This is a genomic window from Janibacter melonis (assembly GCF_003721155.3).
GTDB classification, from domain to species: domain Bacteria; phylum Actinomycetota; class Actinomycetes; order Actinomycetales; family Dermatophilaceae; genus Marihabitans; species Marihabitans melonis.
This window is the reverse complement of the sequence record NZ_CP044548.2, coordinates 973,982-1,000,924: the sequence shown is the minus strand read 5'-3', so window position 1 is coordinate 1,000,924 and position 26,943 is coordinate 973,982. Positions and strand designations below refer to the sequence as shown.

The following is a 26,943-nucleotide window of genomic DNA, read 5'->3' as shown; positions in this document are numbered from 1 at the left end:
ACAATGGCAACCGACTACGACGCTCCACGCAAGACCGACGACGACATCTCCGAGGACTCCATCGAGGAGCTGAAGTCTCGACGAGCCGACCAGCAGTCGAGCAACGTCGACGTCGACGAGACCGAGGCGGCCGAGGGCTTCGAGCTGCCCGGGGCCGACCTCTCCGGTGAGGAGATGTCGGTGCGGGTCCTGCCTCGTCAGGCCGACGAGTTCACCTGCACCAGCTGCTTCCTCGTCCACCACCGCAGCCAGCTCGCCAGCGAGGGCACGTCCGGCCCGATCTGCCGGGAGTGCGCCGCCTGAGCATGGCTGCCCGACCCGAGGTCCTCGTCCGTCGGCTCCACGCCGACGCGGTGCTGCCGACGTACGCCAAGGACGGCGACGCCGGCGCGGACCTCACCAGCGTCGCCGAGGTCACCCTCGCGCCCGGCGAGCGTGCGCTCGTCCCCACCGGGGTCGCGATCGCGCTGCCGCCGGGCTGGGTGGGTCTGGTGCACCCCCGCTCCGGGCTCGCCGCCCGGCACGGGGTCTCGGTCGTCAACGCCCCCGGCACGGTCGACTCGGGGTACCGGGGAGAGATCCTCGTCAACCTCGTCAACCTCGACCGTGAGCGCGCGGTGACCCTCGCCGCCGGCGACCGCATCGCGCAGCTCGTGCTCCAGGAGGTCGGCACCGGCGACTTCGTCGAGGTCGATTCGCTCCCCGGGTCGCTCCGGGGCGAGACTGGTCACGGCTCCAGCGGGGGCTTCACCATCGAGGAAGGTCCAGGACACGATGTTCGGTCGTAAGAAGAAGGCGTCGGAGCAGGGCGACGCCCCGCAGACCCAGGACGCCGACGGCTCGACGACGGCCGACGAGACGTCGGACGGCACCGCCGTCGCGGCGGGCGAGAGCGGTCCCTTCGACCAGTCCCAGGTCGGCGAGGCCGACGGCCGCGTCGACTTCGGCGGGCTGTGGCTGCGCCCCGGCCCCGGCATGGAGCTGCGGCTCGAGGTCGACCCGACGTCCGACGCTGTCTCCGCCGTGCAGGTCGGCGTCGACGACGCCACCGTCCAGCTCCAGGCCTTCGCCGCGCCCCGCTCCAGCGGCATCTGGGACGAGATCCGCGGCGAGATCGCCGAGATGATCGAGAAGAACCGCGGCACCGTCGAGGAGGGCACCGGTCCCTTCGGCACCGAGCTGCGCACCCGGCTGCCCCAGCCCGGCGGCGACGGCCGCACGGTCTTCGCCCCTGCGATCTTCGCCGGGGTCGACGGCCCCCGGTGGTTCCTGCGTGCCGTGTACTCCGGCCGCGCCGCGGTCGACGACGCGGCCCGCGCCCGCCTCGACGACGTCGTCCGCGACCTCGTCGTCGTCCGTGGCGCCGACCCGATGGCGCCGCGCGAGATGCTCGAGCTGAAGATGCCGGCGACCGAGCAGTCATGAGCACCGTCCTGCGCCGCCTGCGCGACATCGTGCGCTCCGACGACGACCTCGTCGACGACGAGCTGCGCACGGGTGCGAAGGACCTCGGCTGCACCGCGCTTGATGAGGCACCCGACCGCGAGGTCGTCACCGTCGCCGGCACGATCCGCAGCGTCACCCTGCGCCCGCGGGTCACGGTGCCCGCGCTCGTCGCCGAGCTCTACGACGGTACGTGCCCCGTCGACCTCGTCTGGCTGGGCCGGCGAGAGATCGGCGGCATCCGCCCCGGCACCTACGTGCGTGCCCACGGCCGGCTGTGCCAGGGGACGCGCAACCGCACGATCTACAACCCGTCCTACGACATCGTCCCCCCGCCCTCATGAGCCGCGACGCGGACGCGCCAGCCGGCACGCCCGAGGCCCTGCGCCCAGTGCCGACGACGGTCGAGGGGCTCATCCGCCAGCGTCTGTCCGACGCCCTCGGCGGCATCCGGGGCTCGCTCGAGACGACGCTGCCGATGCTCGCTTTCGTCATCTCCTGGTCGATGACGCAGGACCGCATGATCTCCCTCGGTGCCGCCGGGGTGCTCGTCGTCGTCCTGCTGCTCGCCCGTCTGGCCTCGCGCTCGAGCGTGCAGTTCGTCGTCTCCGGCGTCTTCGCCGCGGCCATCGCCGCCTTCTTCGCGCTGCGCTCCGGGAACGCCGAGGACGCCTTCCTGCCCGGGATCCTCACGAGCCTGGCCTACGGCGTCGCGGCCGCCCTGTCGGTCGTGCTGCGCTGGCCCCTCGTCGGTCTGATGATCGGCGCCACCGACCCGGCGGCTCGCGAGGGCGACTTCACCCGCTGGCGGCGCAACCCCGCCGCCGTGCGGGTGTGCAGCCGGCTCACCCTCGTGCTCGTCGCGGTCTACGCGATCCGGGTGGCGATCATGGGTCCGCTCTACCTCGCCGAGAACGTCGCGGGCCTGACCGTGAGCAAGGTCGTCCTCGGCTGGCCGCTGTGGGCGGCCGCCGTCGCCCTCATGGGCGTGATGCTCCTGCGTGGCCAGACCCCGATCGAGCCCGGCGACGAGCTCCTCCAGGAGCCGGCCGGCCCGTACCCGCCGCGCTGAGCGCTCCGGCGGCCCCGGTGCTCGGGGAGTCGGGGGGTCGAGAGGGCGTGACGCCCCGGTCGGTCAGGCGGTCGCGCCGCGCCGCGGGCTCATCATGTGCGCCAGCTGGGGCTCGGCCTCGGCCGTGGTGAGGAAGAGCAGCTCGTCGAGCGCCTCGAGGGCGTCGTCGACCGAGGGGTGGATCGGGCGGGCGTCGCGGATGATCCCGGTGAGGACGGTGTCCACGGGGAAGGTGATGTCGCCGACCCGACGCCCGACGTAGGGGTTGTCCGCGGGCAGGGTGATCTCGACCATCGTCGCGCTGCCCTGCTGGAACTCGAAGATCCGCACGAGGTCGCCGACGCTCACCGCCTCCTCGACGAGCGCGGTCATGATGCGCGGGGTCGACACGGCGACGTCGACGCCCCACGACTCGTCGAACATCCACTCGTTCTTGGGGTTGTTGACCCGACCGACGGTGCGCGGCACGCCGAACTCGGTCTTGGCGAGCAGCGAGACGACGAGGTTGACCTTGTCGTCGCCGGTGGCGGCGACGACGACGTCGCAGTCGGCCAGGCCCGCCTCGAGCAGGGTGGAGATCTCGCACGCGTCGCCGGCCAGCCAGCTGGCCTCGGGCAGCTTGGCCACCCGGGCCTCGTCGGCGTGCTTGTCGACGAGGAGGATCTCGTGCTCGTTGTCGAGCAGCTCACGGGCGATGGAGCGGCCCACGCTGCCGGCCCCGGCGATGACGACTCGCATGGTGTCCTCTCAGTCCTGCGCCGGAGGGGCCTTGTCGAGGACGCGCTCGACGTCTCCGACGCGCGTGCGCGGGATGGTCAGGTGGACGAGGTCGCCCTCCTGGTAGACCGTGTCCGGCCCGGGGATCGTGCCCTCGCCGAGCCGGGTGAGGTAGGCGACGCGGGTGCCCGTCGCCGACTCGAGCTGCGAGAGACGACGACCGACCCACGACGGGTCGACCTGCACCTCGGCGATGATGACGGCGCCGGAGGCGTCGGTGTGCTCGGGGGCGTGACCCTGCGGCAGGAGCCGGCGGATCACCTGGTCGGCGGTCCACCGCACCGTCGCGACCGTGGGGATGCCCAGGCGCTGGTAGATCTCGGCGCGGTCCGGGTCGTAGATGCGGGCGACGACGTGCTCGACGCCGAAGGTCTCGCGCGCCACCCGGGCGGCGAGGATGTTGGAGTTGTCACCGCTGGAGACGGCGGCGAAGGCGTAGGCCTGCTCGATGCCGGCCTGCAGCAGGGTGTCCCGGTCGAAGCCGACCCCTTCGACACGTCGCCCGGCGAACTCCGGGCCGAGCCGGCGGAAGGCCGCCGGGTCCTGGTCGACGACGGCGACGTCGTGGCCGCCGCGCTCCAGCGACCGGGAGAGCGAGGCCCCCACGCGACCGCACCCCATGATGACGAAATGCACGGTGCGACGGTACACGCCGGCACGTGCGGCGGCCGGGGGGCGAAGGGGTGACGCGGCACCTCGTCGTCGCGCAGCGGCGGGCCCGGTGCCCGCGTACAGTTCTGCCTCGTGTCCAGGGGTCGTCTGCTCAAGCGGGTGCTCGTCGGCCGAGCGATGCGCAGCGACCGTCTCGGCGAGACGCTGCTGCCCAAGAAGATCGCGCTGCCGGTCTTCGCCAGCGACGCGCTGTCCTCCGTGGCCTACGCCCCGGACGAGATCCTGCTGACCCTCGGTCTGGCCGGCGGCGCCCTCGCCCTCACCCACTCGTGGGAGATCGCGCTGGCGGTCGTCGTCGTCATGGTCGTCGTCGTCCTCAGCTATCGCCAGAACGTCCACGCCTACCCCTCCGGCGGCGGTGACTACGAGGTCGCGAGCGTCAACCTCGGGCCGCGCGCCGGGCTGACCGTCGCGAGCGCGCTGCTCGTCGACTACGTCCTCACGGTGGCCGTGTCGGTGAGCTCGGGGGTGCAGAACGCCGCGTCCGCCTTCTCCTTCCTGCGCGGGCACGAGGCCCTCGTCGCCGTCGGCATCGTCGTCGCCCTCACCGCGATGAACCTGCGCGGGGTGCGCGAGTCGGGCTCCGCCTTCGCGATCCCCACCTACCTCTTCATGGCCGCCGTGCTCGGGATGGCGCTCGTCGGCTTCGCCCGGCGCACCTTCGGCGAGCTGCCGCAGGCCGAGTCGGCCGACCTCACCCTCGCGCCCGAGGCCGGGTACGAGCAGCTCGGCACGCTGGCGATGGCCTTCCTGCTCCTGCGCGCCTTCTCCTCCGGGTGTGCGGCGCTCACCGGTGTCGAGGCGATCAGCAACGGCGTGCCGGCCTTCAAGAAGCCCAAGTCGACGAACGCCGCGACGACGCTGCTCCTCATGGGTGCGGTCGCGACGACGATGCTGCTGTCGATGATGACCCTCGCGACGTGGACGGGGGTCCACTTCGCCGACGACCCGCAGCGCCAGCTGCTGCGCGACGGCGTGCCCGTCGGCGACTCCTACGTCCAGGACACGGTGATGGGCCAGGTCGCGAAGTCGGTCTTCTCCGGCTTCCACCCCGGCGTCGTCCTCGTCTCGGTCGTCACCGGGCTCATCCTCGTGCTCGCGGCGAACACCGCCTTCAACGGCTTCCCCGTCCTGGGGTCGATCCTCGCCAAGGACGGCTACCTGCCGCGCCAGCTGCACACCCGCGGCGACCGCCTCGCCTTCAGCAACGGCATCATCATCCTCGCGGCCGCCGCCGCGGCGCTCATCGTCGCCTACGACGCCGAGGTCACGGCCCTCATCCAGCTCTACATCGTCGGGGTCTTCATCTCCTTCACGCTGAGCCAGACCGGCATGGTGCGCCACTGGAACCGCCACCTCGCGGTCGAGAAGGACGAGCGGGCCCGCCGCCGCATGCGCCGCTCACGGGCGATCAACGCCGTCGGCGCGGCGATGTCGGGCACGGTTCTCGTCGTCGTCCTGCTGACGAAGTTCACCCACGGCGCGGGCTACGCGCTCGCGGCGATGGGCGTGCTCTTCGCCCTGATGATCGCGATCCGACGGCACTACGACCACGTGCGCGAGGAGCTCGCGGTCCGCGAGGACGACACGCAGCAGCAGCTGCTCCCCTCGCGGGTCCACGCCATCGTCCTCGTGAGCAAGATCCACAAGCCGACGCTGCGAGCCGTCGCCTACGCCGCCGCGACCCGGCCATCGCGCCTCGAGGCGATCACCGTCGACGTCGACCCGGACGAGACCGCCCAGATCCAGGCCGAGTGGCTGCGCCGGGGGATCCCCGTGCCGCTGAAGTCGCTCGACTCGCCCTACCGCGAGATCACGCGGCCGGTCGTCGACTACGTGAAGTCGATCCGCTCGGGCAACCCGCGCGACCTCGTCGTCGTCTACATCCCGCAGTACGTCCTCGGGCACTGGTGGGAGCAGCTGCTGCACAACCAGAGCGCGCTGCGGCTGAGGTCGCGCCTGCTCTTCACCCCAGGGGTCATGGTGAGCTCGGTGCCGTGGCAGCTCGCGAGCTCGCAGGGTGCCGAGGAGCGCTTCGACGGACCCGTCGCGGGCGACGTGCGACGAGGAGAGAAGTGAGCATGACGACACCTGCAGGAGACGAGCTGGCCGTCGGCGACGAGATCGAGGTCGTCGTCGGCCCGGTCGCGCACGGCGGGCACTGCGTGGCTCGCCACGACGGGCGCGTGGTCTTCGTGCGCCACACCATCCCGGGGGAGCGGGTGGTCGTGAGGATCACCGAAGGGGGACCCGGCGACCGCTTCGTGCGCGGCGACGCCGTCGAGGTCCTCGAGGCCTCCGAGCACCGCGTGCCGCGGCGCTGCCCCGTCTCCGGGCCCGGGGGCTGCGGCGGCTGCGACCTCCAGCACGTGAGCACCGAGCACCAGCGCACCCTCAAGGCGCAGGTCGTCGTCGAGCAGCTCCAGCGCCTCGGCGGGGTCGAGCGCGAGGTGGTCGTCGAGCCGCTGGGCGACACCGATGGGCTGGCCTACCGCACCCGGGTCGAGGTGGCGGTCGGGCGAGAGGGCGGGGGGACCCCCTTCGTCGGGCTGCGCAAGCACCGCTCGCACGACCTCGTGGCGGTCACCGGGTGCCCCATCGCCCACCCGAGGGTCGACGAGGGCATCGCCGCGGCCGCGCAGGAGGCCGCCGAGGGCGGCCTCGAGGACGCGGTGGCCGTCGACGTCGTCGCCGCCTCCGGCGAGGAGGACGTCGCGCTCGTCGAGGTCGGCCCGCAGGGCCGGGCGCAGCGCATCACCCTCACCGAGCGGGTGGCCACGCCCACGGGGGAGCGCGAGATGAGCGTCGACGCGCGCGGCTTCTGGCAGGTCCACGCCGATGCGCCGCGCGCCTTCGTCGAGGCCGTCCTCGAGGCGGCACAGGTGCAGCCGGGCGAGCGGGTGCTCGACCTCTACAGCGGGGTCGGCCTGCTCTCGCTGCCGCTGGCCGAGGCGACCGGGGCGGACGGCCAGCTGCTCGCCGTCGAGTCGGACCCGCTCGCCCTGGACCACCTCGCCGAGAACCTCGCCGAGCAGCGGCACGCCGTCGTCGTGCCCGGTCGGGTCGACGACCTCCTGGGGGTGCCCCGGCAGGGCCGGCGCCGTGGTCAGCGCGGGGGACGCGCTCCGGCCCGCTCCCAGCTGCTGCCGCCGAGCGCCGACGTCGTCGTCCTCGACCCGCCGCGCACCGGCGCCGGTCGCGGGGTCGTCGAGGCGCTGCTCGCGATGCGCCCTCGGCGCCTCGTCTACGTCGCCTGCGACCCCGCCGCGCTGGGGCGCGACACCGCCACCCTGCGGGCAGGCGGGTACGAGCTCGACGCGCTGCGCTCGCTCGACGCCTTCCCGATGACGCACCACGTCGAGTGCGTCGCGACCTTCGTCCCGGCGGGCTGAGAGCGCCCTGTCCGCCCGCCGACGAGGGCTGCTGCTCGGCGCGCCGAGCGGCCCCGTGTGCGAGACAGTGGGAGCAGAACCGGACCCCGTGACGCACGGGGGCTGTGATAGGTTTATCTTGACGTCAAGATAAAAACCACGACAGAGGAGTCGACAGTGCCCAGTGCGAACACCTTCGGTGCGAAGGGCGAGCTCAGCGTCGGTGACGCGTCCTACGAGATCTTCCGGCTGGCGCAGGTGGAGGGCTCGCAGACGCTGCCCTACAGCCTCAAGGTCCTGCTCGAGAACCTCCTGCGGACCGAGGACGGCGCGAACGTCACGGCGGACCACATCAACGCCCTCGGGCAGTGGGACGAGACCGCGGAGCCCGACACCGAGATCCAGTTCACCCCTGCTCGCGTCATCATGCAGGACTTCACCGGCGTCCCCTGCGTCGTCGACCTCGCGACCATGCGCGAGGCCGTCGCCGACCTCGGCGGCGACCCCTCGAAGATCAACCCGCTCGCCCCGGCCGAGCTCGTCATCGACCACTCGGTGATCATCGACGTCTTCGGCCAGCGTGACGCCTTCGAGCGCAACGTCGACTTCGAGTACGAGCGCAACGAGGAGCGCTACCAGTTCCTGCGCTGGGGGCAGACCGCCTTCGAGGACTTCAAGGTCGTCCCCCCGGGCACCGGGATCGTCCACCAGGTCAACATCGAGCACCTGGCCCGCGTGACGATGACCCGCGAGGTCGAGGGCACGCTCCAGGCCTACCCCGACACCTGCGTCGGCACCGACAGCCACACGACGATGGAGAACGGCCTCGGTGTGCTCGGCTGGGGCGTCGGCGGGATCGAGGCCGAGGCCGCGATGCTCGGCCAGCCCATCTCGATGCTCATCCCGCGCGTCGTCGGCTTCAAGCTGACCGGCGAGATCCCCCAGGGTGCGACGGCGACCGACGTCGTCCTCACGATCACCGAGATGCTGCGCGACCACGGCGTCGTCGGCAAGTTCGTCGAGTTCTACGGCGAGGGCGTCACCGCGGTGCCGCTGGCCAACCGCGCGACGATCGGCAACATGAGCCCCGAGTTCGGCTCCACCTGCGCGATCTTCCCCGTCGACGACGTGACGCTCGACTACATGCGTCTCACCGGCCGCCCCCAGGAGCAGCTCGACCTCGTCGAGGCCTACGCCAAGGAGCAGGGCCTGTGGCACGACCCGAGCCTCGAGGCCCGCTACTCCGAGCGCCTCGAGCTCGACCTGTCCAGCGTCGTCCCCTCGATCGCCGGCCCGAAGCGTCCGCAGGACCGCATCTCGCTCACCGACGCGAAGTCGCAGTTCCGCAAGGACCTGCGCAACTACGTCGTGGACGGCAACGGCATCGACAAGAGCGCCGTCGACGCCGAGCTGGCCGACACCTTCCCCGCCTCCGACTCGCCGTCGCACGACGCCCACGAGGAGTCGCAGGAGGCCGGTCGTCCGAGCCACTCCGGTGGTGAGGCCAACGGGCTGGCGAGCAACGCCGTCCAGGTGAGCATCGACGGTCACGAGGTGAGCATCGACCACGGCCACGTCGCCATCGCCTCGATCACGAGCTGCACCAACACCTCGAACCCCTCGGTGATGATGGCCGCGGCCATGCTCGCCAAGAACGCCGTCGAGCGTGGTCTGAGCGTCAAGCCGTGGGTCAAGACCTCGATGGCACCGGGCAGCAAGGTCGTCACCGAGTACTACGAGAAGGCCGGCATGTGGCCCTACCTCGAGAAGCTCGGCTACCACCTCGTCGGCTACGGCTGCACGACGTGCATCGGCAACTCCGGCCCGATCATCCCGGAGGTGTCCGAGGCCGTGGCCCAGGGCGACCTCGCGGTGACCGCGGTCCTGTCCGGCAACCGCAACTTCGAGGGCCGGATCAACCCCGACGTCAAGATGAACTACCTCGCCTCGCCGCCGCTCGTCATCGCGTACGCGCTCGCCGGGACGATGGACTTCGACTTCGACGCGGACCCGATCGGTCAGGACGGCGAGGGCCAGGACGTCTACCTCAAGGACATCTGGCCGAACCCCTCCGACGTGCAGCGCACGATCGACGAGGCCGTGAGCACCGAGATGTTCGCCGACAAGTACTCAGACGTCTTCGCCGGTGACGAGCGCTGGACGGGCCTGCCGACCCCCGAGGGCAACACCTTCGACTGGGCCGCCGACTCGACCTACGTGCGCAAGGCGCCGTACTTCGACGGGATGGGCCGCGAGCCCGAGCCGGTCGAGGACATCTCCGGGGCCCGCGTCCTGGCCTGGCTCGGTGACTCGGTGACCACCGACCACATCAGCCCGGCCGGCTCGATCAAGGCCGACAGCCCGGCGGGCCGCTACCTCGCCGAGCACGGCGTGGACAAGAAGGACTTCAACTCCTACGGCTCGCGTCGTGGCAACCACGAGGTGATGATCCGCGGCACCTTCGCCAACATCCGGCTGCGCAACCTGCTGCTGGACGGCGTCGAGGGCAGCTTCACCCGCGACTTCACCAACGGCGGCGAGCAGACCTCGATCTTCGAGGCCTCGGAGTCCTACGCCGAGCAGGGCACCCCGCTCGTCGTCCTCGCCGGCAAGGAGTACGGCTCGGGCAGCTCGCGCGACTGGGCCGCGAAGGGCACGCGCCTGCTCGGCGTCCGCGCCGTCATCGCCCAGTCATACGAGCGGATCCACCGCAGCAACCTCATCGGCATGGGGGTCATCCCGCTGCAGTTCCCGCAGGGCGAGAGCGCCGAGAGCCTCGGCCTCGACGGCACGGAGACCTTCTACGTCGAGGGGATCACCGCGCTCAACGAGGGCACGACGCCCAAGACCGTCAAGGTCACGGCGACGAAGGACGGCGGCGAGCCGATCTCCTTCGACGCGGTCGTGCGCATCGACACCCCCGGCGAGGCGGAGTACTACCGCAACGGCGGCATCCTGCAGTACGTCCTGCGCTCGCTCGTCGCCTGACGAGACCCGCGCCCGACGCCCGACGGCCCGGTCCCCCTTCGTGGGGGCCGGGCCGCCGGCGTCCCTAGGGTGGGGCCATGACCACCGAGCCCACCAGACGTCCCCTCGCCCTCGTCACCGGGGGCACCCGCGGCATCGGCCGCGCGATCTGCGAGGTCCTCGCCCCGACGCACGACCTGCTCGTCGGCGGGCGTGACGAGGCCGCTGTCGCCGAGGCGGTCGCCGCCCTGTCGACGAAGGGGTGCACGGCTCACCCCTTCGTCGCCGAGCTGAGCGACGACGCGCAGACCGCGGCCGCGGTCGATCACGCCGCCGAGGTCCTCGGCGGACGTCTCGAGGTCCTCGTCCACAGCGCGGGGATCGCCCGCAGCGGGACGGTGGAGGAGCTGACGCGCGAGGACTGGCGCGTCCAGCTCGAGGTCAACGTCGTCGCGGTCGCCGACCTCACCCGGCGCCTGCTCCCGGCGCTGCGCGAGGCGCGCGGGCAGGTCGTCGTCATCAACTCCGGGTCCGGCTTCTCCTCGCGCGCCGGGGGCGGGTCGTACTCCGCCTCGAAGTTCGCCGTCCGCGCGCTCACCGACGCCCTGCGCGAGGAGGAGCGCGGCCAGGTGCGGGTGTGCTCGATCCACCCGGGGCGGGTCGACACCGACATGCAGGTCGACCTCCAGCGCTCGAAGGGGCGCGCGTACGACCCGGACGAGCACCTGCGGGCCGACTCCGTGGCCGCGACCGTCCGTCTGGCCGTCGACGCGAGCCCCGAGGCGATGGTCGAAGAGCTGAGCATCCGCCCCGTCCACCCCTGACCCCGCGAGGTATGGAGATCGGTCGCCACGGACCCCGTCCGGGCGACCGATCTCCATACCTCGGCGAAGGGGGGGTGCGAAGGGGGGAGGGGCGGGCGTCGTCGGGGGCGGCGGGTATCGTCGAACGCATGTTCGAGCACGTGCCTCCGGGGTGGCCACCAGGCGTGCGCCCGCCGGGCACGACGGGCTGGCAGGGCGACGTCACCGGGTGGCTGCTCGACCATTGCCCGCCGGACTACCGCGGGCACGACGTGCTGCGCCGCCACCCCGTCGCCCTCGCCTGGCTGGCCCGGCTGCACGTGCGCGCGCAGGTCGACGCGACCCGGCAGGCCTACCGCGAGGCCCGGGTCGCCATGGTCGCCGAGCTGCCAGCGGGCACCCTCGAGCCGCTGCTCGCCGCGCTCGAGGCGGAGGGGCGCCGGCTGCGCACCGCCGAGCACGCGGTCGAGCTGGTGCGCGACGCCCTCGCGGGGCGCACCTACGTGCCGCGGATGTGACGTCGGCGGCACCCGCCACGCCGAGCCCTCCTCGCAGGGAGCGCCCAGCCGAGGACACCTAGACTGGGCGCTCGTGTGCACGCACCCGTGCGCCCACCCCTCGGAAGGACACAGCCGGTGACGGACCTGGAGCGCATCAGCGGTCCTCGCGACCTCGACGAGATGACGCCGGAGGAGCTCGACACGCTCGCCGCCGACATCCGGGCCTTCCTCGTGCGCGAGGTGTCGCGCACCGGCGGTCACCTCGGGCCCAACCTCGGTGTCGTCGAGCTGACCATGGCGCTGCACCGGGTCTTCGACAGCCCGAGCGACACGCTCGTCTTCGACACCGGTCACCAGTCCTACGTGCACAAGATCCTCACCGGCCGCAGCGACTTCTCCGCCCTGCGCGTCAAGGACGGCCTCTCGGGGTACCCGAGCCGCGCGGAGTCCCCGCACGACGTCGTCGAGAACAGCCACGCGTCGACCTCGCTGTCGTGGGCCGAGGGCATCGCGTCCGGCTACCGGCTGCGCGGCGAGGACCGCCACGTCGTCGCCGTCATCGGCGACGGGGCGCTCACCGGCGGCATGGCCTGGGAGGCGCTGAACAACATCGCCTCCGAGAAGGACCTGCCCCTCGTCATCGTCGTCAACGACAACGAGCGCAGCTACGCCCCGACGATCGGCGGGCTCGCCGACCACCTCGCGATGCTGCGCACCAACCGCCAGTACGAGCAGGTCCTCGACTGGGGCAAGGACAAGCTGACCCGCACCCCCGTCGTCGGCCGCACTGCCTACCAGGCCTTCCACTCGATGAAGAAGGGCGCGAAGGACTTCTGGGCCCCCCAGGGGATGTTCGAGGACCTCGGCATCAAGTACCTCGGCCCGGTCGACGGGCACGACCTCGGTGCGCTCGAGCAGGCGCTGCGCCGCGCCAAGGCCTTCGGCGGACCGGTGCTCGTCCACTGCATCACGCAGAAGGGACGTGGCTACGACCACGCCGTCGACGACGTCGCCGACCAGTTCCACGCCGTCGGCAAGATCAACCCCGAGACGGGCCTGCCGCTGGAGATCGCCGGGCGGAGCTGGACCGACGAGTTCAGCGACGAGATGGTCGCCCTCGGCGCCGAGCGCGAGGACGTCGTCGCGATCACCGCGGCGATGATGATGCCGGTCGGCCTGCAGCCCTTCGCCGACGCATACCCCGACCGCATCTTCGACGTCGGCATCGCCGAGCAGCACGCGACGACGATGGCCGCGGGCCTCGCGTACGCAGGCCTGCACCCCGTCGTCGCGATCTACGCGACCTTCTTGAACCGCGCCTTCGACCAGCTCCTCATGGACTGCGCGATGCACCGCGCCGGCGTCACCTTCGTGCTCGACCGCTCCGGGGTCACCGGACCGGACGGCGCGAGCCACCACGGCATGTGGGACATGTCGCTCGCCGCGATCGTCCCCGGCCTGCGCCTCGCCGCTCCCCGCGACGGCCAGCAGATCCGCCGAGCGGTCCGCGAGGCGGTCGACGTCACCGACGGCCCGACCGTCGTGCGCTTCCCCAAGGGCAGCGTCGCCGACCCGATCGAGGCGGTGGCGACGCACGAGGGTCTCGACGTCCTGCTCGGCGACCCCCAGGTCGACCCCGACGTCCTCGTCGTCTCGGTGGGCGCGATGGCGGGCACCTCGACGACCGTCGCCGAGAAGCTCGCGGCCGAGGGGCTGACCACCCTCGTCGTCGACCCGCGCTGGGTGCTCCCGGTGCCGGAGGCGCTCGTCGCGCTCGCCGCCCGCAGCGTCCGCGTCGCCGTGCTCGAGGACAACTCGGTCGCCGGCGGTGTCGGCTCCGAGGTGGCTCGCGCCCTGCAGGACGGCGGGGTCGGCGTGCCCGTGCACCGCTTCGGCCTGCCCAAGGAGTTCATCCAGCACGCGTCGCGCGGCCAGGTGCTCGAGGCCGTCGGCCTCACCCCGGAGCCGATCGTCGAGGAGCTGCTCCGCAGCCGCTGACCGGCGGTCGCCCCACCGGCGACGAAGGGAGGGCCCGTCACCACGAGGTGACGGGCCCTCCCTTCGTGCGGGTGGCGCGGGTGGACCGGGCTCAGATGTCCCGGAAGGGGCGCACGTCGGCGCCCAGGGCGTTGAGGCGCTCGGCGAGGTCTTCGTAGCCGCGGTTGATGACGTAGACGTTGCGCAGGAAGCTCACGCCCGGCGCGGCGAGCATCGCGAGCAGGACGACGACGCCGGGGCGCAGCGCCGGCGGGCAGGCGACCTCGTTCGCGCGCCACCGGGTCGGACCGGTGATCTGCACGCGGTGCGGGTCGAGCAGGGTGACGTGCCCGCCGATCTTCGTCAGCTCGGTGAGGTAGATCGCGCGGTTCTCGTAGACCCAGTCGTGGATCGTCGTCGTGCCCTCGGCGCACGCCGCGATGAGCGCGAAGAAGGGCAGGTTGTCGATGTTCAGACCCGGGAAGGGCAGCGGGTGGATCTTGTCGATCGGCGCCTTGAGCGGCCCGGGGTGGGTCGTGATGTCGACGAGGCGCGTGCGGCCGTTGGCGGCCGTGTACTCCGGCGAGAGCGTGTAGCGCATGCCCATCTGCTCGAGCGTCGCCAGCTCGATCTCGAGGAACTCGATGGGGGAACGGCGGATGGTGATCTCGCTGCCGGTGACGACCGCGGCCGCGATGAGGCTCATCGCCTCGATCGGGTCCTCGCTCGGGCTGTACTCGACGTCGACGTCGATCTCGGCGACGCCGCGCACCCGCAGGGTCGTCGTGCCGATGCCCTCGATGCTCACGCCGAGCTTCTCGAGGAAGAAGCACAGGTCCTGGACCATGTAGTTGGGGCTGGCGTTGCGGATGGTCGTCGTGCCGGTGTCGCGGGCGGCGGCCATGAGGGCGTTCTCGGTGACGGTGTCGCCGCGCTCGGTGAGCACGATCGTCTTGTCGGTGCCGACGGCGTCGCTGACACGGGCCTCGTAGAAGCCCTGGGTGGCCTCGACGTCGAGCCCGAAGTGCTTGAGCGAGGCGAGGTGCGGCTCGACCGTGCGGGTGCCGAGGTCGCAGCCACCGGCGTAGGGCAGGCGGAACTGCGGCATGTCGTGCAGCAGCGGGCCGAGGAACATGATGACCGTGCGGGTGCGGCGGGCCGCGGCCTCGTCCATGCTCGCGAGGTCGAGACGGGCCGGCGGGGTGATCCGCAGGTCGTTGGAGTCGGGCAGCCACTGCGTCTGCACGCCGATGGAGTGCAGCACCTCGAGGATGCGGTTGACCTCCTCGATGCGGGCCAGGCTGCGCAGGGTCGTCGTGCCCTTGTTGAGCAGCGAGGCGCACAGCAGCGCGACGGCGGCGTTCTTGCTCGTCTTGACGTCGATGGCGCCCGACAGCTGCCGCCCGCCCTCGATGCGCAGGTGCACGGCGCCGTCGACGCCGGACTTGCCGAAGGAGAGGAACTCGGTGTCGAGGGCCTCGCTGATCTTGGCCAGGGAGTCCAGCGTGAGGTTCTGCTTGCCGGACTCGACGCGGGTCACGGCGCCCTGGCTGGTCTCCAGGACGCCGGCCAGCTCGGACTGGGACATGCCGCGCTTGACGCGGGCGTCGCGGATCAGCAGGCCGATGCGGTTCAGGTAGTCGTCACTCACGTCGTCCAAGGTAACTCATATATGAGTTAACTCAAGTCGACGTCCGGCGTGGCGCGGGTGCCGTGGCTGTCGGGCCGGGCGACGGGGGAGCCTCAGGGGAGAGGTGGAGGTGCACCTGGGGGACGACGGACGCCCCTTCGCCGGCGGCGGAGGCGACCCGCTTCATCGAGCCGGCGCGGATGTCCCCGACCGCGAAGACGCCCGGCACCGTCGTCGACAGGTCGGCCGGCGGGCGGCCGTCGACCCAGGCGTCGCGGGGCACGTCGCGACCGGTGAGGACGAAGCCGCGCTCGTCGCGGGCGAGGGCGTCGGGCACCCAGTCGCACGCCGTCCGCGCGCCGAGCAGGAGGAAGAGCCCGCCGGCGGGGACGTGCCGGCTCCGCCCGGTGTCGCAGTCGGTGAGCTCGAGCCACTCCAGCCGGGCCGCGTCGTCGGCGTCCTGCGCACCGGCGTCGGTGATCTCGGTGCGCCCGAGGACGGTGATGCGCGGGTTGTGCCGGATCTCGCCGACGAGGTAGGAGGACATCGTCGAGGAGAGGTCGGGCCGTCGGACGACGACGGTCACCGAGCGGGCGTACCGGGCGAGGTGGACCGCGGCCTGCCCGGCGGAGTTGCCGCCGCCGACGACGTAGGCGTCGAGCCCCTCCATCTCGCGGGCGACCGCCATCGCGGCGCCGTAGTGCACGCCCCGACCGACGAAGGCCTCGACCGAGGGCACCCCGAGGCGCCGGTAGTCGACGCCGGTGGCCAGGACGACCGCGCGGGCGGCGATCTCGCCGCCCTCGGTGCGCACGCGGTGGGGCGCGCCGTCCTCGCCGACCTCGATGCCGACGACCGGCCACCCGGTGAAGAAGCGGGTGCCGAAACGGATCGCCTGGCCCCGCGCGCGCTGGGCCAGGCGCATCCCCGAGATGCCACGGGGGAAGCCGAGGTAGTTGCGGATCATCGAGCTCGTGCCGGCCTGGCCGCCGACGACCTCGCTCTCGACGACGACCGTGGCCAGCCCCTCGCTCGAGCCGTAGACCGCGGCGGCCAGACCGGCCGGTCCGGCCCCGACGACGACGAGGTCGACGACGGCGTCGACGTCGACGTCGTCGGGACGGCCGTAGAGCATCGCGGCCACCTCGCGGGCCGAGGTGACGAGCACCGGGGCGACCTGCTGCCCGACGCCGGTGACGACGGGCCACCCGGGCGGCCCGTCGTAGCGGGCGAGCACCTCGCGCCCCCGGGGGCTGTCGGGCGTGTGCACCCCGACGGGCAGACCCGTGCGCTCGACCAGCCCGCGCACGTCGAGGGCGACGCCGGTGAGCGACGGGGCGATGATCGAGACCGTCTCGACGACCGGCGCGCCGACGGTCGCGTTCCAGTCGTTGAGCAGCTCGCCGACCGCGCTGTGGAACTCCTCGTCGCGCACCCCGCGCGGCAGGAGGAGGAAGGCGTCGTACACCCCCTTCGCCAGCCCGGGGCGCAGCGCCGGGGCCTCGGCGCGGAAGCGCTCCCACGGCGAGAGGACGACCCGGCGGGCCGTCGGCACGACACCGCGGAGCTTGACGAGCAGGGCGTGGATGTCGGTGCCGGGGACGAGCGACTCGGTGACGAAGAGCGCGACCGGGGTGCCGGCGTCCTGGAGCGCGCGTCCGTGCGCCTCCGCGGAGGCGAGGTCGGGGGCGACGACGACGGTGTACTCGCCCTCGTAGCGCCGGAACTGGGTACGCAGCTCGTCGCCGTGCTCGGGGGCGATGACGATGATCGCGGGGTCGCTCATGACGTGCCTGCTCTCAGCCGCTCAGCTGGTGGACGAAGCACCACCGCCACGACTCGTCCGGCTCGGCGGACTGCATGACGGGGTGCTGGGTGTGCTCGAAGTGGCGCGACGCGTGCCGCTGCGGCGAGGAGTCGCAGCAGCCGACCTCGCCGCACCCGAGGCAGCGCCGCAGGGTCACCCACGTCGTGCCCTCGGCCTCGCACGCCGGGCAGGTCTGCGCCGTCGCCTCGTCGAGCGCGGGATGGGCGTCGAGGTCGTCGCACGAGGCGCCGGCGGCGACGGTGTCGGCGGTGGGGGCGGGGGCGGGCTCGTCCTGACGCGCGGCCTCGACCATCGACTCCTCGATGTCGAGCATCGCGAGGACCTCGCGGATGACCTGCGAGGGCATCTCGCCCTCGCTGCGGATCTGGAGCACCCGCTCCCGCTCGGCGGCGAGCATCTCCTGGCGCACCCGGGCGTAGAGGGCGGCCGGGCTCTGCGCGCCGTCACGCGTACCGAGCCGCTCCCACGCGGCGAAGCTGCGCTGCTCGACCCGGGTGCGGACCATCTCGGCGACCCCGTGCTCCTCCGGGCCGAGCTCGGCCGGGTCGAGCTCGTCGAGCCGGGCGAAACCGGCCTCGCCGGCCTGCTGCAGGACCGTCGCGCGGGCGAGCGCGTCGGAGGCGGGGTCGGGCGGCGGCACGCCGAGCAGACGGGTGAGCAGGGGCAGGGTGAGCCCCTGGGCGAAGAGCGTGCCGGCCACCGTGGAGAAGGCGATCATGAGCACGACCTCGCGGTGCGGCGTGTCGTCGGGGATGACGTAGGCGGCCGCGAGGGTGACGACGCCGCGCATGCCGGCCCAGCCGACGAGGAGGGCCTGACGGGGCGGCAGGGCGGCGGCCCGCCGGGTGCGGCCGAGCAGCGCCCGGGTGCTGAAGACCCACGCGACGCGCACGACGACGACGGTCGCGAGCACCGCGAGGCACACGAGGACGACCCGGCCGACGCCGATGTCGCTGCGGCGCACCTCGTCGACGAGGGTGCTCGCCTGGAGGCCGATGAGCAGGAAGACCGCGCCCTCCAGGACGAAGGCGATGCTCGCCCACGTCATCTGCTCGGTGATCCGGGAGCGGGCGGTCTGCACGAGGGGTGCCTTGTGGCCGAGGAGCAGCCCGGCGACGACGACGGCGATGACGCCGGAGGCCTCGATCTCCTCGGCGCAGATGTAGGCGGCGAAGGGGGTGACGAGCGAGATCGCCGTGTCGAGGAGGGGGTCGGTGACGCGCCGGCGGACCTTCGCGACGACGACGAACGCGAGCAGCCCGACGAGGGCGCCGCCGCCGGCGGCGATGACGAAGTCGAGGGCGACGTCGAGGACCGCGACTCCTCCCGCCGTTGCGGCGATGGCGGTGCGCAGCGCGACGAGGGCGGTCGCGTCGTTGAAGAGCGACTCGCCCTCGAGGATCGTCACGACCCGGCGGGGCAGGCCGATCCGGCGGGCGACGGCGGTCGCCGCGACGGCGTCGGGCGGGGCCACGACGGCGCCGATGGCCACGGCCGCCGCCCAGGAGAGGTCGGGCACGAGCTGGCGCACGACGACGGCGACGACGGCGGTCGTCGCGAGGACGAGCCCGACGGACAGGGCGAGGATCGCGCCGCGGTTGGCGCGGAAGTCGACGAGCGAGGTCTGCAGCGCCGCCGAGTAGAGCAGCGGCGGCAGCAGGCCGAGCAGCACGACCTCGGGGCTCAGCTCGATGGTGGGGGCGAAGGGGAGCAGCGACCCCAGGGCACCGACGAGGACGAGGAAGAGAGGTGCCGGCACCCGGAGCCGCTCGCTCACCGCGGTGCCGGCGAGGACGGTCACGGCGAGCAGCACGAGGGTGATCGCGGTCTCCACCAGGGGAGGGTAGGCCTGTCCGGGCCGCAGCGCACCGCTGCCGCGTCGTGCGCGTCGTGCGCGTCGCCGCGGACCGCTGCCGGTCGCCCACGCGCCGCCCCCTAAGGTGACCCTTACCTGACGACCCCCGATGGGAGCGCATCACCTCCGTGAGCAGCAGCACGAGCACCCGCCCGCCGCAGACCGCGGCCGACCCGACGGCCGCCCCGCGGCCCGCCGACGACCCGAGCCGCCCCCTTCGCGCGCTGTGGGAGCGCTACCGCGCCTACCGAGGGCGCTTCGTCCTCGCGCTGCTCATGTCGACGCTCAACAAGATCGCCGACGTCGTGCCCGAGCTGCTCATCGGCGCCGCGATCGACGTCGTCGTGCGGGGCGACCGGTCCTTCGTCGGCGAGCTGCTCGGCGTCGAGTCGCGCTACGGCCAGCTCGCGTGGCTGGCGGCGATCAACGTCGTCGTCTGGGTCGTCGAGTCGCTCACCGAGTACCTCGCCGCGGTGCTCTTCCGCGGGCTCTCGCAGGCCGTCGAGCACGACCTGCGGGTCGAGGCCTACGACCACGCGCAGCGCCTCGACCTCGGCTGGCACGAGCGCCGCCCGCAGGGCGCGACCCTGGCGGTCGTCAACGACGACATCAACCAGCTCGAGCGCTTCCTCGACGTCGGCGTGCCCTCGATCCTGCAGACCGCGCTCAACGTCGTGCTCGTCGGGGCGGTCTTCGCGGTCGCGTCGTGGCAGCTGCTCGTCCTCGCCTTCCTGCCCATCCCGCTCGTCATCGGCGGCGCTCTCGTCTTCCAGCGGCGGCTGCAGCCGCTCTACGCCCGCGTCCGCGAGGCCGTCGCCGACCTCTCCGGCGCGCTCTCGGCCAACCTCGCCGGGCTGGCGACGATCAAGGCCTTCACCGCCGAGCCGCGCGAGACCGAGCGGATCAGCGCGAGCTCGGACGCCTACCGCCAGGCGAACATCACGGCCATCCGGTCCTCGGCCGCCTTCGTGCCGCTCGTGCGGATGGCGATCCTCGCGGGCTTCACCTGCACCCTGCTCGTCGGCGGGTGGCAGGTGCTCGACGGCGACCTCGCCGTCGGGCTGTACTCGGTGCTCGTCTTCATGACCCAGCGCCTGCTGTGGCCGCTCACCGACGTCGCCGAGGTGCTCGACCTCTACCAGCGCGGGCGGGCCTCGGTCGTGCGGGTGCTCGGGCTGCTGCAGGAGCCGGTGGGGGTGCGCCCGGGTGCGCAGGAGGTCGAGGGCCCCGCGGAGGGGCGCATCGAGCTGCAGGGCGTGCGGGCGGGCTACGCCGACGGCCCCGACGTGCTCCACGGCATCGACCTCGTCATCCCCGCCGGGCAGACGCACGCGCTCGTCGGGGCGACGGGGTCGGGCAAGTCGACCGTGCTGCGCCACCTGCTGCGCTTCGACGACCCGCGCGCCGGCCGGGTGCTCCTCGACGGCCGTGACGTGCGCGAGCTCGACTGGGACTCGCTGCGCGGGTCCATCGGCTACGTCGCCCAGGACATCTACCTCTTCGCCGGGACGATCGGCGAGAACATCGCCTACGGACGGCCCGACGCGACCCGTGAGCAGATCCGCGCGGCCGCCGACGCCGCCGCCGCGCTCGACGTCGTCGACGCGCTGCCCGAGGGGCTCGACACGTGGGTGGGGGAGCGCGGCGTGACGCTCTCGGGCGGCCAGCGCCAGCGCATCGCCCTCGCCCGGGCGCTCCTGCGCGACCCCTCGATCCTCGTGCTCGACGAGGCGACGAGCGCGGTCGACAACGAGACCGAGGCCGCGATCCAGCGCTCGCTGCGCACCGCGACGCGCGGGCGCACCGCGGTCGTCGTCGCGCACCGCCTGTCCACCGTGCGGCACGCCGACCGCATCTGGGTCATGGACTCGGGGCGGGTCGTCGAGGCCGGCAGCCACGACGAGCTCGTCGAGCAGGGCGGTCTCTACGCCGCGCTGTGGGCGGTGCAGACCGGCGACGCCCCCGTCGCGGGGTAGGCCCGACGGCACGACGAAAGGGGGACCCGCGCGAGGTGCGCGGGTCCCCCTTCGTGCTCCTGCTACGGCGCAGTACTGGTCGTCATCACGACCAGTACTGCGCCGTAGCGCGGGGTCAGGCCGGGACGGAGGCGACGCCCGGCGGCAGGAAGCGCTGCCCGGTGACGCGCTCGGACACGCCCTCGCGGTCGAGCAGCGGGGTGATCCCGCCGTTCCAGAACTGGAAGCCGGCGCCGGTGATCATCGCGAGGTCGATGTCCATCGGGGCCTGCGCGACGCCCTCGTCGAGCATGAGGCGCACCTCCTCGGCGATGACCCCGAGGACGCGCTCGCGGACCTGCTCGACGGTGAGCTCGACGGGCTGCTCCGGCGCGACCTGGGCGGCGAGCAGCTCCGGGTCGGCGACGGGCTTGCCGTCCTGCCACAGGTAGTAGCCCGGCTTCTTCATCTCGACCATGGTCTGCAGGTTCGGCGAGACGTAGAAGCGGTCGCCGAGGGCCCGGTGCAGCGTCTCGCTGTTGTGCAGCGCGATCGGCGGGCCGACGAGCCCGAGCAGGACGAAGGGGGGCATCGGCGCGAGCCCGGCGACGCCGCGCTCGGCGACCTCGACCGGGGTGCCCTCGTCGACGACCCGGCTGAACTCGCCCATGAAGCGGCCCAGCAGGCGGTTGGTGATGAAGGACGGGCTGTCCCCCACGAGGATGCACGTCTTCTTCAGGCCCTTGCCGGCGGCGAAGGCCGTCGCGAGGGTCGCGTCGTCGGTGCGCTCGCCGGGGATGATCTCCAGCAGCGGCATGACGGCGACGGGGTTGAAGAAGTGGAAGCCGACGACCCGCTCGGGGTGCTCGAGGTCGGCGGCCATCTCGGTGATCGACAGCGACGAGGTGTTCGAGGCGAGCACGCACTCGGGGCGCACGACGGCCTCGACCTCGGCCCACACCTGCTTCTTGACGGAGATCTCCTCGAAGACCGCCTCGATGACGAGGTCGGCGTCGGAGAAGCCGTCCTTGCTCGTCGAGCCGGTGACGAGGCCGCGCAGCTGGTTGGCCTTGTCCTGGCTGATCTTGCCCTTGGCCAGCGACTTCTCGATCTCGGCGTGGACGTAGCCGACACCCTTGTCGACGCGGTCCTGGTCGAGGTCGGTCATGACGACCGGCACCTTGAGCGAGCGGATGACGAGCATCGCGAGCTGGCTGGCCATGAGGCCCGCGCCGACGATGCCGACCTTGCCGACGGGACGGGCCAGGGCCTTGTCCGGGGCGCCGGCGGGACGCTTCGCGCGCTTCTGCACGAGGTCGAAGGCGTAGAGCCCGGCGCGCAGCTCGTCGCCCATGACGAGGTCGGAGAGGGCCTCGTCCTCGGCGGCGAAAGCCTCGTCGCGACCGGCCGTGCGGGCCGCCTGGACGAGGTCGATGGCGCGGTACGGCGCGGGGGAGGTGCGCGAGGTCTTCGCGTCGGCGAGAGCCCGGGCGGCGTCGCAGGCCGCGGCCCACACCCCTTCGTCCTCGCTCACCGGGGCGCGCTCGACGGTGGTCTCGCCCCGCAGGACCGAGCCGGCCCAGCGGATCGAGTCCTCGAGGAAGTCGACGGGGGCGAAGAGCGTGTCGGCCATGCCGAGCTTCGCGGCCTGCGGGCCGGAGAGCATGCGGTTCTGGCTGAGGGGGTTCTCGACGACGACCTTGAGGGCCGCCTCGGGCCCGACGAGGCGGGGCAGCAGGTAGCAGCCGCCCCACCCGGGCACGAGACCGAGGAAGACCTCGGGCAGGGCGATCGCGGGGACACCCGCGGAGACTGTGCGGTAGTCGCACGCGAGCGCGATCTCGACGCCGCCGCCCATCGCGGCGCCGTTGACGAACGCGAAGGTCGGCACCGGCAGGTCCATGACCGCGGCGAAGGCGGCGTGGCCGGCTCGGGCGATCTCGCGCGCCTCGTCACGGGAGGTGACGTGCGGGACCCCGGAGAGGTCGGCGCCGACGGCGAAGACGAAGGGCTTGCCGGTGATGCCGACGGCCTGGATCTCGCCGGCCTCGGCGCGGCGCCGCGCCTCGGCGACGGTCTGCGAGAGCTCGGCGAGGCCCTGGGGGCCGAAGGTGCTCGGCCGGGTGTGGTCGAGGCCGTTGTCGAGAGTGATGAGGGCCATCGTCCCGGCGCCTCCGGGGAGGGTGACGTCCTGGGCGGGGGCGTGGGTGACGACCTCGTCGTGCGCGGTCGTCGGGGCTGCGGTGGTCGTCATGGATCAGGCCTCGCTCGTCGTGTCGGAGCCGTAGTCGGCGTGGTGGGGGTTCTCCCAGATGACGGCGCCACCCATGCCGATGCCGATGCACATCGCGGTCATGCCGTAGCGCACGCTCGGGTCCTCCTCGAACTGACGCGCGAGCTGGGTCATGAGACGCACGCCGGAGCTCGCGAGGGGGTGCCCGGTGGCGATGGCCCCGCCGTAGCGGTTGACGCGCTCGTCGTCGTCGGCGATGCCGAAGTGCTCGAGGAAGGCGAGCACCTGCACGGCGAAGGCCTCGTTGAGCTCGAAGAGGCCGATGTCGTCGATGCCCAGACCGGCCTTGGCCAGGGCCTTCTCGGCCGCGGGGACCGGGCCGTAGCCCATGACCTCCGGCTCGACGCCGACGAAGGCGAAGTCGACGAGACGCATGCGCACCGGCAGGCCGAGCTCGGCTGCGGCCTGCTCGGAGGCGATGAGGCACGCGGTCGCGCCGTCGTTGAGACCGGCGGCGTTGCCGGCGGTGACGTTGCCATGGGGGCGGAAGGGGGTCTTCAGCCCGGCGAGGTCCTCGAGCGTGGTCTGCGGGCGGGGCGGCTCGTCGGTCGTCGCGAGCCCCCAGCCCTTCTCGGCGTGCCGGGTCGCGACCTCGACGAGGTCGGGCTGGATCTTGCCGTCCTCGTAGGCCTGCGCGAGCTTGCGCTGGCTGCCCAGGGCGTAGGCGTCGCTGCGCTCCTTGGTCAGGCTCGGGTAGCGGTCGTGGAGGTTCTCGGCCGTCTTGCCCATGACGAGCGCGCTGGGGTCGACGAGCTTCTCGGCGACGACGCGGGGGTTGGGGTCGACCCCTTCGCCCATGGGGTGACGGCCCATGTGCTCGACGCCACCGGCGACGGCGACGTCGATCGCGCCGAAGGAGATCGCGCCGGCGACGTTGGTCACCGCCGTCATCGCGCCCGCGCACATGCGGTCGACGCTGTAGCCGGGGGTGGTCTTCGGCAGCCCGGACAGCAGGGCGGCCATCCGGCCGAGGGTCAGGCCCTGGTCGCCGATCTGGGTGGTCGCGGCGATGGCGACCTCCTCGACGCGCTCCGGCGGCAGGTCGGGGTTGCGACGCAGGAGCTCACGGATGCACTTGATGACCAGGTCGTCGGCACGGGTCTGGGCGTACATGCCCTTCTCACCGGCCTTGCCGAAGGGCGTACGCACGCCATCGACGAAGACGACCTCACGCGGGGTGCGGGGCACGGCGGCCTTCACTTTCGCTCGGGGGTCCCCACCGGGATGGCGGGGTGACGTCAGGCTACTAAGCGAGCGCTCACCGCACGAGGGGTGGTGGGGTGAGTTGTCCCACCCCGCCCCGCCGAGACCCCCGGCTACCACCCCGTCGGTGGGGCGATCACCACCAGTGCGGCGGGGTAGGTGGGGGTCTGGGCGGGTGGGTGGACAGGGATGGGGGACGACGGGGGAGCGCGGGGACCGCCGGGGCGAAGGGGGTGCGGCAGGGTGGACGGATGAGCGGTACCGAGATCTTCGAGGGCTTCGTCGACGAGCGGGCCCGAACGCGCATGGTCGCCGTGCTGGTCATCCTGCGGGCTTTGTCGTGTACCGCTCTCGGTGAGGCCTGGTCGACACGGCAGTTCTTCGCGTGCGGCCGCATTTTCTTGACGCTAGCCGTCGGCAGGCCCTCCGTAAACTGGTTCGCGTGGGTCTAGTTGCGCTGTTTCACGGGCCAGGGCGATCAGAGGTAGGAGTACGGACTCGGCGGTGATGCCGCCGAGGGCGGGTGCACCTGGACCACGTCCGACGTGGGCGAGGAAGTGGTGGATACTCTCTCCGACTTCGTATTCGTCGACCACCGAGAGCGCCCATTTCAGGGTCTGCACGTCGGGGCGCCACAACTTCCCGGATCGGTCATGGTTGGGTAGCTGAAGACTTGGGTCGCTAATTAACGAATCTTAGGAGTGGGCCCGGAGGATTCCGCGGGAGCGGCCGACCACTGACCCACCTTGGGCAGAGCATCGAGACCACCGACCGACCCCATCCCCATATCGACCTCAGACCGTCCGGCACTCCCACGACCGAACCCCACTCCAGACCAACGCATGGGCCCGCCGGGGCGCTGCCCGGGAGAGGGACGGTGCGTTGGCTACTCGAGCATAAATCCGCTGCTGCGCCTCCGTCGTGCTGCTCACCGTATTCACCAGCTCGGGATCACGACCGATAGGCAGTCGTCGGTGCGACCGTGGTCCGGTCAAGAGCGGGGTCCTCGAGCCAGCCGACGTACACGGTCAGCCCCATGTTCGTCAGCCCGTTCCGCAGTCCAAGCACGAGAATCTCGTCCTTGATGCTGTGGTTGAGGAATATGTCGTGGCTGGCGGAGGGTGTCACCGCTGCGTGTGAAAGCCCAAAGCGAGCAGCACATTTCGTCACACCCGCCCGCCTGCTCGCGCAGCTGTGTAGTAGGCGAAGATCGCTCCTCGTGTCGGTCGGTCCGGACTTGCTGCGAGCAGCTCAGCCCGAGAACGGGAACTTCGAATACTGCAATGTCCGGGCGTCGAGATCGGCCAGGACGTACCCACCGCGAGCGTCGTTCAACTGCCGCATCACCGTGAAGCCCTGGCTGATCGCCTCTCGCCACATACGGTAAGGCAGGACACTCACCTCGAGGTCCTCCACCACCAGCGAGATAAGGTCGAGCAACTCTTCGGGGACCAGGCTAACTGCCTCGAAGTGTCGGCTGGTGGTTGCCTGTTTTGCGAGGATGGCAGCGATGCCTTCCTCCGCGAAGATGGCGCGCGCGCCGTCCTGCGTCTCGTCGGTATCGCGGTTGCTCTTCCGCTTCAGTTTAAGCAGTGCTCGCAGATTCGGAGACCAGCCGAGCACCGCTAGGAACCCGAGGTGGATGGCGTCGTGGTACCGGTAGGCGTCTACCCGGCGTGAGTTGTCGGTTACTTCGTCGCCGAGAGATGCCCCGACTGCAAAGCCCTGCACCTTGTCCTCACCGCGGGGGATCGGGCCATCCGGGAACGCGTTCGGAGTCACGCTCAGCAAGGTCATCGCCACCTTGGCCCGGCCTCCTTCAGTGCGTTCTTTGAATTGCAGGTGCAGTTGGCGGGGGAAGCGTTCTGTCAGTACGAAGCCTTCGTCGAAAGCGGTTCTCGAGGCGCTGTCGTCGGTGCTGAGGACGGATGACCTCTGGGCACGCGCGAGATCGTTCATCGCGACGTCTTCGAGCGCCAGGCCGGCATGTCGGGCGACGGCGGTGGCGTACCAGAGCACGTCGCCGAGCTCAACGCTAACGAAGCTGGGCCAGTCGTCGACCACGCCATCCCGACGATACTTTTTCTTCTCCGCCACGAGCAGCGGACCGACCTCGCCGGCCAAGCCCAGGATGGGGATGCTGAGGCTCAGCGGATCCACACCTGCCGTGATCTCCTGGTCGGTTTCCGCGGCAAGGGTGGCGTAGGCCGAGATGTCCAGCGGCACGTCCTGACTCGGCACGGACGAAATGCCGGGAAAGCCGAGGTCGCGAGCACGCCGGTCGATCTTGGCTACGTTGGCCGACGCGATGGCGCTGTAGGCGAGCCCGTGGAGGTGGGCCAGCATCGCAGACCACCGCAGCACCATGCCGAGCTCGCGAGCGATGATCTCCTGACTAGTGTCAGCAACCAGCGACTCGCTTAGGTTGCGCTGGTGAGCCAGCTGTAGCGCCCCCACATGGGCACCGAGGCCGAGCACTGGCACAAGCTCGTGAGCCGTGCTGCTCGGACCGGCCAGCCGTACCGTCTCACGCTGATAGTCGTCGAAGTCCACGGGCAGTCCTCGGCGCTGGGAAGGTCGTTCGATGCCGCTGTCGC

Annotated in this window: 21 protein-coding genes; 13 read left to right on the top strand and 8 right to left on the bottom strand. The window is 71.9% G+C overall.

The genetic code is table 11. The features are described from left to right. Positions 1-3: 3 nt before the first annotated feature. Genes EEW87_RS04765 through EEW87_RS04745 form a run of 5 tightly spaced genes read left to right on the top strand, consistent with a single transcriptional unit; the run spans position 4 to position 2,515 of the window. Positions 4-303: a DUF4193 domain-containing protein gene (locus tag EEW87_RS04765; protein WP_068275393.1), complete on the top strand. Its 300-nt coding sequence runs from the start codon at positions 4-6 to the stop codon at positions 301-303. Between the two features lie 2 nt (positions 304-305). Beyond that, positions 306-788, top strand: a complete 483-nt coding sequence (gene dut / locus EEW87_RS04760; RefSeq protein ID WP_123091997.1) for a dUTP diphosphatase — start codon at positions 306-308, stop codon at positions 786-788. Next, the gene (locus tag EEW87_RS04755; protein WP_123091906.1) at positions 775-1,425 is read left to right on the top strand and encodes a DUF3710 domain-containing protein; all 651 of its coding nucleotides are present in this window, start codon (positions 775-777) and stop codon (positions 1,423-1,425) included. Before dut ends, EEW87_RS04755 begins: the two co-directional genes overlap by 14 nt. After that, entirely contained in the window at positions 1,422-1,787 is a 366-nt protein-coding gene (locus EEW87_RS04750; protein WP_068275402.1) for an OB-fold nucleic acid binding domain-containing protein, read from the top strand. The genes EEW87_RS04755 and EEW87_RS04750 overlap by 4 nt, the downstream gene beginning before the upstream one ends. Continuing rightward, complete coding sequence (locus tag EEW87_RS04745; protein WP_123091905.1) at positions 1,784-2,515, top strand: DUF3159 domain-containing protein; 732 nt, start codon at positions 1,784-1,786, stop codon at positions 2,513-2,515. Before EEW87_RS04750 ends, EEW87_RS04745 begins: the two co-directional genes overlap by 4 nt. Positions 2,516-2,578: 63 nt before the next feature. On the opposite strand, the gene EEW87_RS04740 is transcribed toward EEW87_RS04745, so the two are convergent. Then, the gene (locus EEW87_RS04740) at positions 2,579-3,253 is read right to left on the bottom strand and encodes a potassium channel family protein (protein WP_068275405.1); all 675 of its coding nucleotides are present in this window, start codon (positions 3,251-3,253) and stop codon (positions 2,579-2,581) included. 9 nt (positions 3,254-3,262) lie between these two features. Further along, positions 3,263-3,928, bottom strand: coding sequence for a potassium channel family protein (locus EEW87_RS04735; RefSeq protein WP_068276529.1), 666 nt, complete (start codon positions 3,926-3,928; stop codon positions 3,263-3,265). Positions 3,929-4,081: 153 nt separating this feature from the next. Here EEW87_RS04735 and EEW87_RS04730 point away from each other — a divergent pair, with 153 nt between their 5' ends. The 6 genes from EEW87_RS04730 to dxs all read left to right on the top strand — a co-directional run bounded on the left by EEW87_RS04730 (position 4,082) and on the right by dxs (position 13,603). Next, positions 4,082-6,043, top strand: a complete 1,962-nt coding sequence (locus EEW87_RS04730; RefSeq protein ID WP_123091996.1) for an APC family permease — start codon at positions 4,082-4,084, stop codon at positions 6,041-6,043. Between the two features lie 2 nt (positions 6,044-6,045). Beyond that, positions 6,046-7,356, top strand: coding sequence for a class I SAM-dependent RNA methyltransferase (locus EEW87_RS04725; RefSeq protein ID WP_123091904.1), 1,311 nt, complete (start codon positions 6,046-6,048; stop codon positions 7,354-7,356). A gap of 156 nt (positions 7,357-7,512) precedes the next feature. Further along, a complete protein-coding gene (locus EEW87_RS04720; RefSeq protein ID WP_123091903.1) occupies positions 7,513-10,323 on the top strand; it encodes an aconitate hydratase in 2,811 nt (936 codons plus the stop codon). Between the two features lie 77 nt (positions 10,324-10,400). Then, positions 10,401-11,126 (top strand): SDR family oxidoreductase, encoded by a 726-nt coding sequence (locus EEW87_RS04715; protein WP_123091902.1) that lies wholly within the window; start codon positions 10,401-10,403, stop codon positions 11,124-11,126. Positions 11,127-11,254: 128 nt separating this feature from the next. After that, on the top strand, positions 11,255-11,623 hold the full coding sequence (locus tag EEW87_RS04710) for a hypothetical protein (RefSeq protein WP_123091901.1): 369 nt from the start codon (positions 11,255-11,257) through the stop codon (positions 11,621-11,623). A gap of 117 nt (positions 11,624-11,740) precedes the next feature. Next, entirely contained in the window at positions 11,741-13,603 is a 1,863-nt protein-coding gene (gene dxs / locus EEW87_RS04705; RefSeq protein WP_123091900.1) for a 1-deoxy-D-xylulose-5-phosphate synthase, read from the top strand. 91 nt (positions 13,604-13,694) lie between these two features. Here the strand turns inward: dxs and EEW87_RS04700 are convergent, their stop codons facing one another. The 3 genes from EEW87_RS04700 to EEW87_RS04690 are packed head-to-tail and all read right to left on the bottom strand — an operon-like array spanning position 13,695 to position 18,874. Then, on the bottom strand, positions 13,695-15,233 hold the full coding sequence (locus EEW87_RS04700; RefSeq protein WP_068276537.1) for a helix-turn-helix domain-containing protein: 1,539 nt from the start codon (positions 15,231-15,233) through the stop codon (positions 13,695-13,697). 31 nt (positions 15,234-15,264) lie between these two features. Further along, the gene (locus EEW87_RS04695) at positions 15,265-16,998 is read right to left on the bottom strand and encodes an NAD(P)/FAD-dependent oxidoreductase (protein ID WP_123091899.1); all 1,734 of its coding nucleotides are present in this window, start codon (positions 16,996-16,998) and stop codon (positions 15,265-15,267) included. A 13-nt stretch (positions 16,999-17,011) separates the two neighbouring features. Then, complete coding sequence (locus EEW87_RS04690) at positions 17,012-18,874, bottom strand: Na+/H+ antiporter (RefSeq protein ID WP_123091898.1); 1,863 nt, start codon at positions 18,872-18,874, stop codon at positions 17,012-17,014. Between the two features lie 149 nt (positions 18,875-19,023). Between EEW87_RS04690 and EEW87_RS04685 the strand changes: the two genes are divergently transcribed. Next, the gene (locus EEW87_RS04685) at positions 19,024-20,871 is read left to right on the top strand and encodes an ABC transporter ATP-binding protein (RefSeq protein WP_123091897.1); all 1,848 of its coding nucleotides are present in this window, start codon (positions 19,024-19,026) and stop codon (positions 20,869-20,871) included. Between the two features lie 115 nt (positions 20,872-20,986). Here EEW87_RS04685 and EEW87_RS04680 read toward each other — a convergent pair whose 3' ends face one another. After that, the gene (locus EEW87_RS04680) at positions 20,987-23,104 is read right to left on the bottom strand and encodes a 3-hydroxyacyl-CoA dehydrogenase NAD-binding domain-containing protein (RefSeq protein WP_123091896.1); all 2,118 of its coding nucleotides are present in this window, start codon (positions 23,102-23,104) and stop codon (positions 20,987-20,989) included. A gap of 3 nt (positions 23,105-23,107) precedes the next feature. Continuing rightward, entirely contained in the window at positions 23,108-24,331 is a 1,224-nt protein-coding gene (locus tag EEW87_RS04675; protein WP_123091995.1) for a thiolase family protein, read from the bottom strand. A 266-nt stretch (positions 24,332-24,597) separates the two neighbouring features. Here EEW87_RS04675 and EEW87_RS04670 point away from each other — a divergent pair, with 266 nt between their 5' ends. Then, positions 24,598-24,798: a hypothetical protein gene (locus EEW87_RS04670; protein WP_123091895.1), complete on the top strand. Its 201-nt coding sequence runs from the start codon at positions 24,598-24,600 to the stop codon at positions 24,796-24,798. A gap of 799 nt (positions 24,799-25,597) precedes the next feature. On the opposite strand, the gene EEW87_RS04665 is transcribed toward EEW87_RS04670, so the two are convergent. After that, a complete protein-coding gene (locus EEW87_RS04665) occupies positions 25,598-26,899 on the bottom strand; it encodes a hypothetical protein (RefSeq protein ID WP_123091894.1) in 1,302 nt (433 codons plus the stop codon). Positions 26,900-26,943 lie beyond the last annotated feature (44 nt).

What these genes read in the sequence shown, in the direction of transcription:
- EEW87_RS04710 (WP_123091901.1), top strand. Translation starts at nt 11,255, where the DNA reads ATGTTCGAGCACGTGCCTCCGGGGTGGCCACCAGGCGTGCGCCCGCCG.
- EEW87_RS04715 (WP_123091902.1), top strand. Translation starts at nt 10,401, where the DNA reads ATGACCACCGAGCCCACCAGACGTCCCCTCGCCCTCGTCACCGGGGGC.
- EEW87_RS04680 (WP_123091896.1), bottom strand. Translation starts at nt 23,104, where the DNA reads ATGACGACCACCGCAGCCCCGACGACCGCGCACGACGAGGTCGTCACC.
- EEW87_RS04730 (WP_123091996.1), top strand. Translation starts at nt 4,082, where the DNA reads ATGCGCAGCGACCGTCTCGGCGAGACGCTGCTGCCCAAGAAGATCGCG.
- EEW87_RS04670 (WP_123091895.1), top strand. Translation starts at nt 24,598, where the DNA reads ATGAGCGGTACCGAGATCTTCGAGGGCTTCGTCGACGAGCGGGCCCGA.
- EEW87_RS04750 (WP_068275402.1), top strand. Translation starts at nt 1,422, where the DNA reads ATGAGCACCGTCCTGCGCCGCCTGCGCGACATCGTGCGCTCCGACGAC.
- EEW87_RS04695 (WP_123091899.1), bottom strand. Translation starts at nt 16,998, where the DNA reads ATGAGCGACCCCGCGATCATCGTCATCGCCCCCGAGCACGGCGACGAG.
- dut (WP_123091997.1), top strand. Translation starts at nt 306, where the DNA reads ATGGCTGCCCGACCCGAGGTCCTCGTCCGTCGGCTCCACGCCGACGCG.
- EEW87_RS04745 (WP_123091905.1), top strand. Translation starts at nt 1,784, where the DNA reads ATGAGCCGCGACGCGGACGCGCCAGCCGGCACGCCCGAGGCCCTGCGC.
- EEW87_RS04740 (WP_068275405.1), bottom strand. Translation starts at nt 3,253, where the DNA reads ATGCGAGTCGTCATCGCCGGGGCCGGCAGCGTGGGCCGCTCCATCGCC.
- EEW87_RS04765 (WP_068275393.1), top strand. Translation starts at nt 4, where the DNA reads ATGGCAACCGACTACGACGCTCCACGCAAGACCGACGACGACATCTCC.
- EEW87_RS04755 (WP_123091906.1), top strand. Translation starts at nt 775, where the DNA reads ATGTTCGGTCGTAAGAAGAAGGCGTCGGAGCAGGGCGACGCCCCGCAG.
- EEW87_RS04725 (WP_123091904.1), top strand. Translation starts at nt 6,046, where the DNA reads ATGACGACACCTGCAGGAGACGAGCTGGCCGTCGGCGACGAGATCGAG.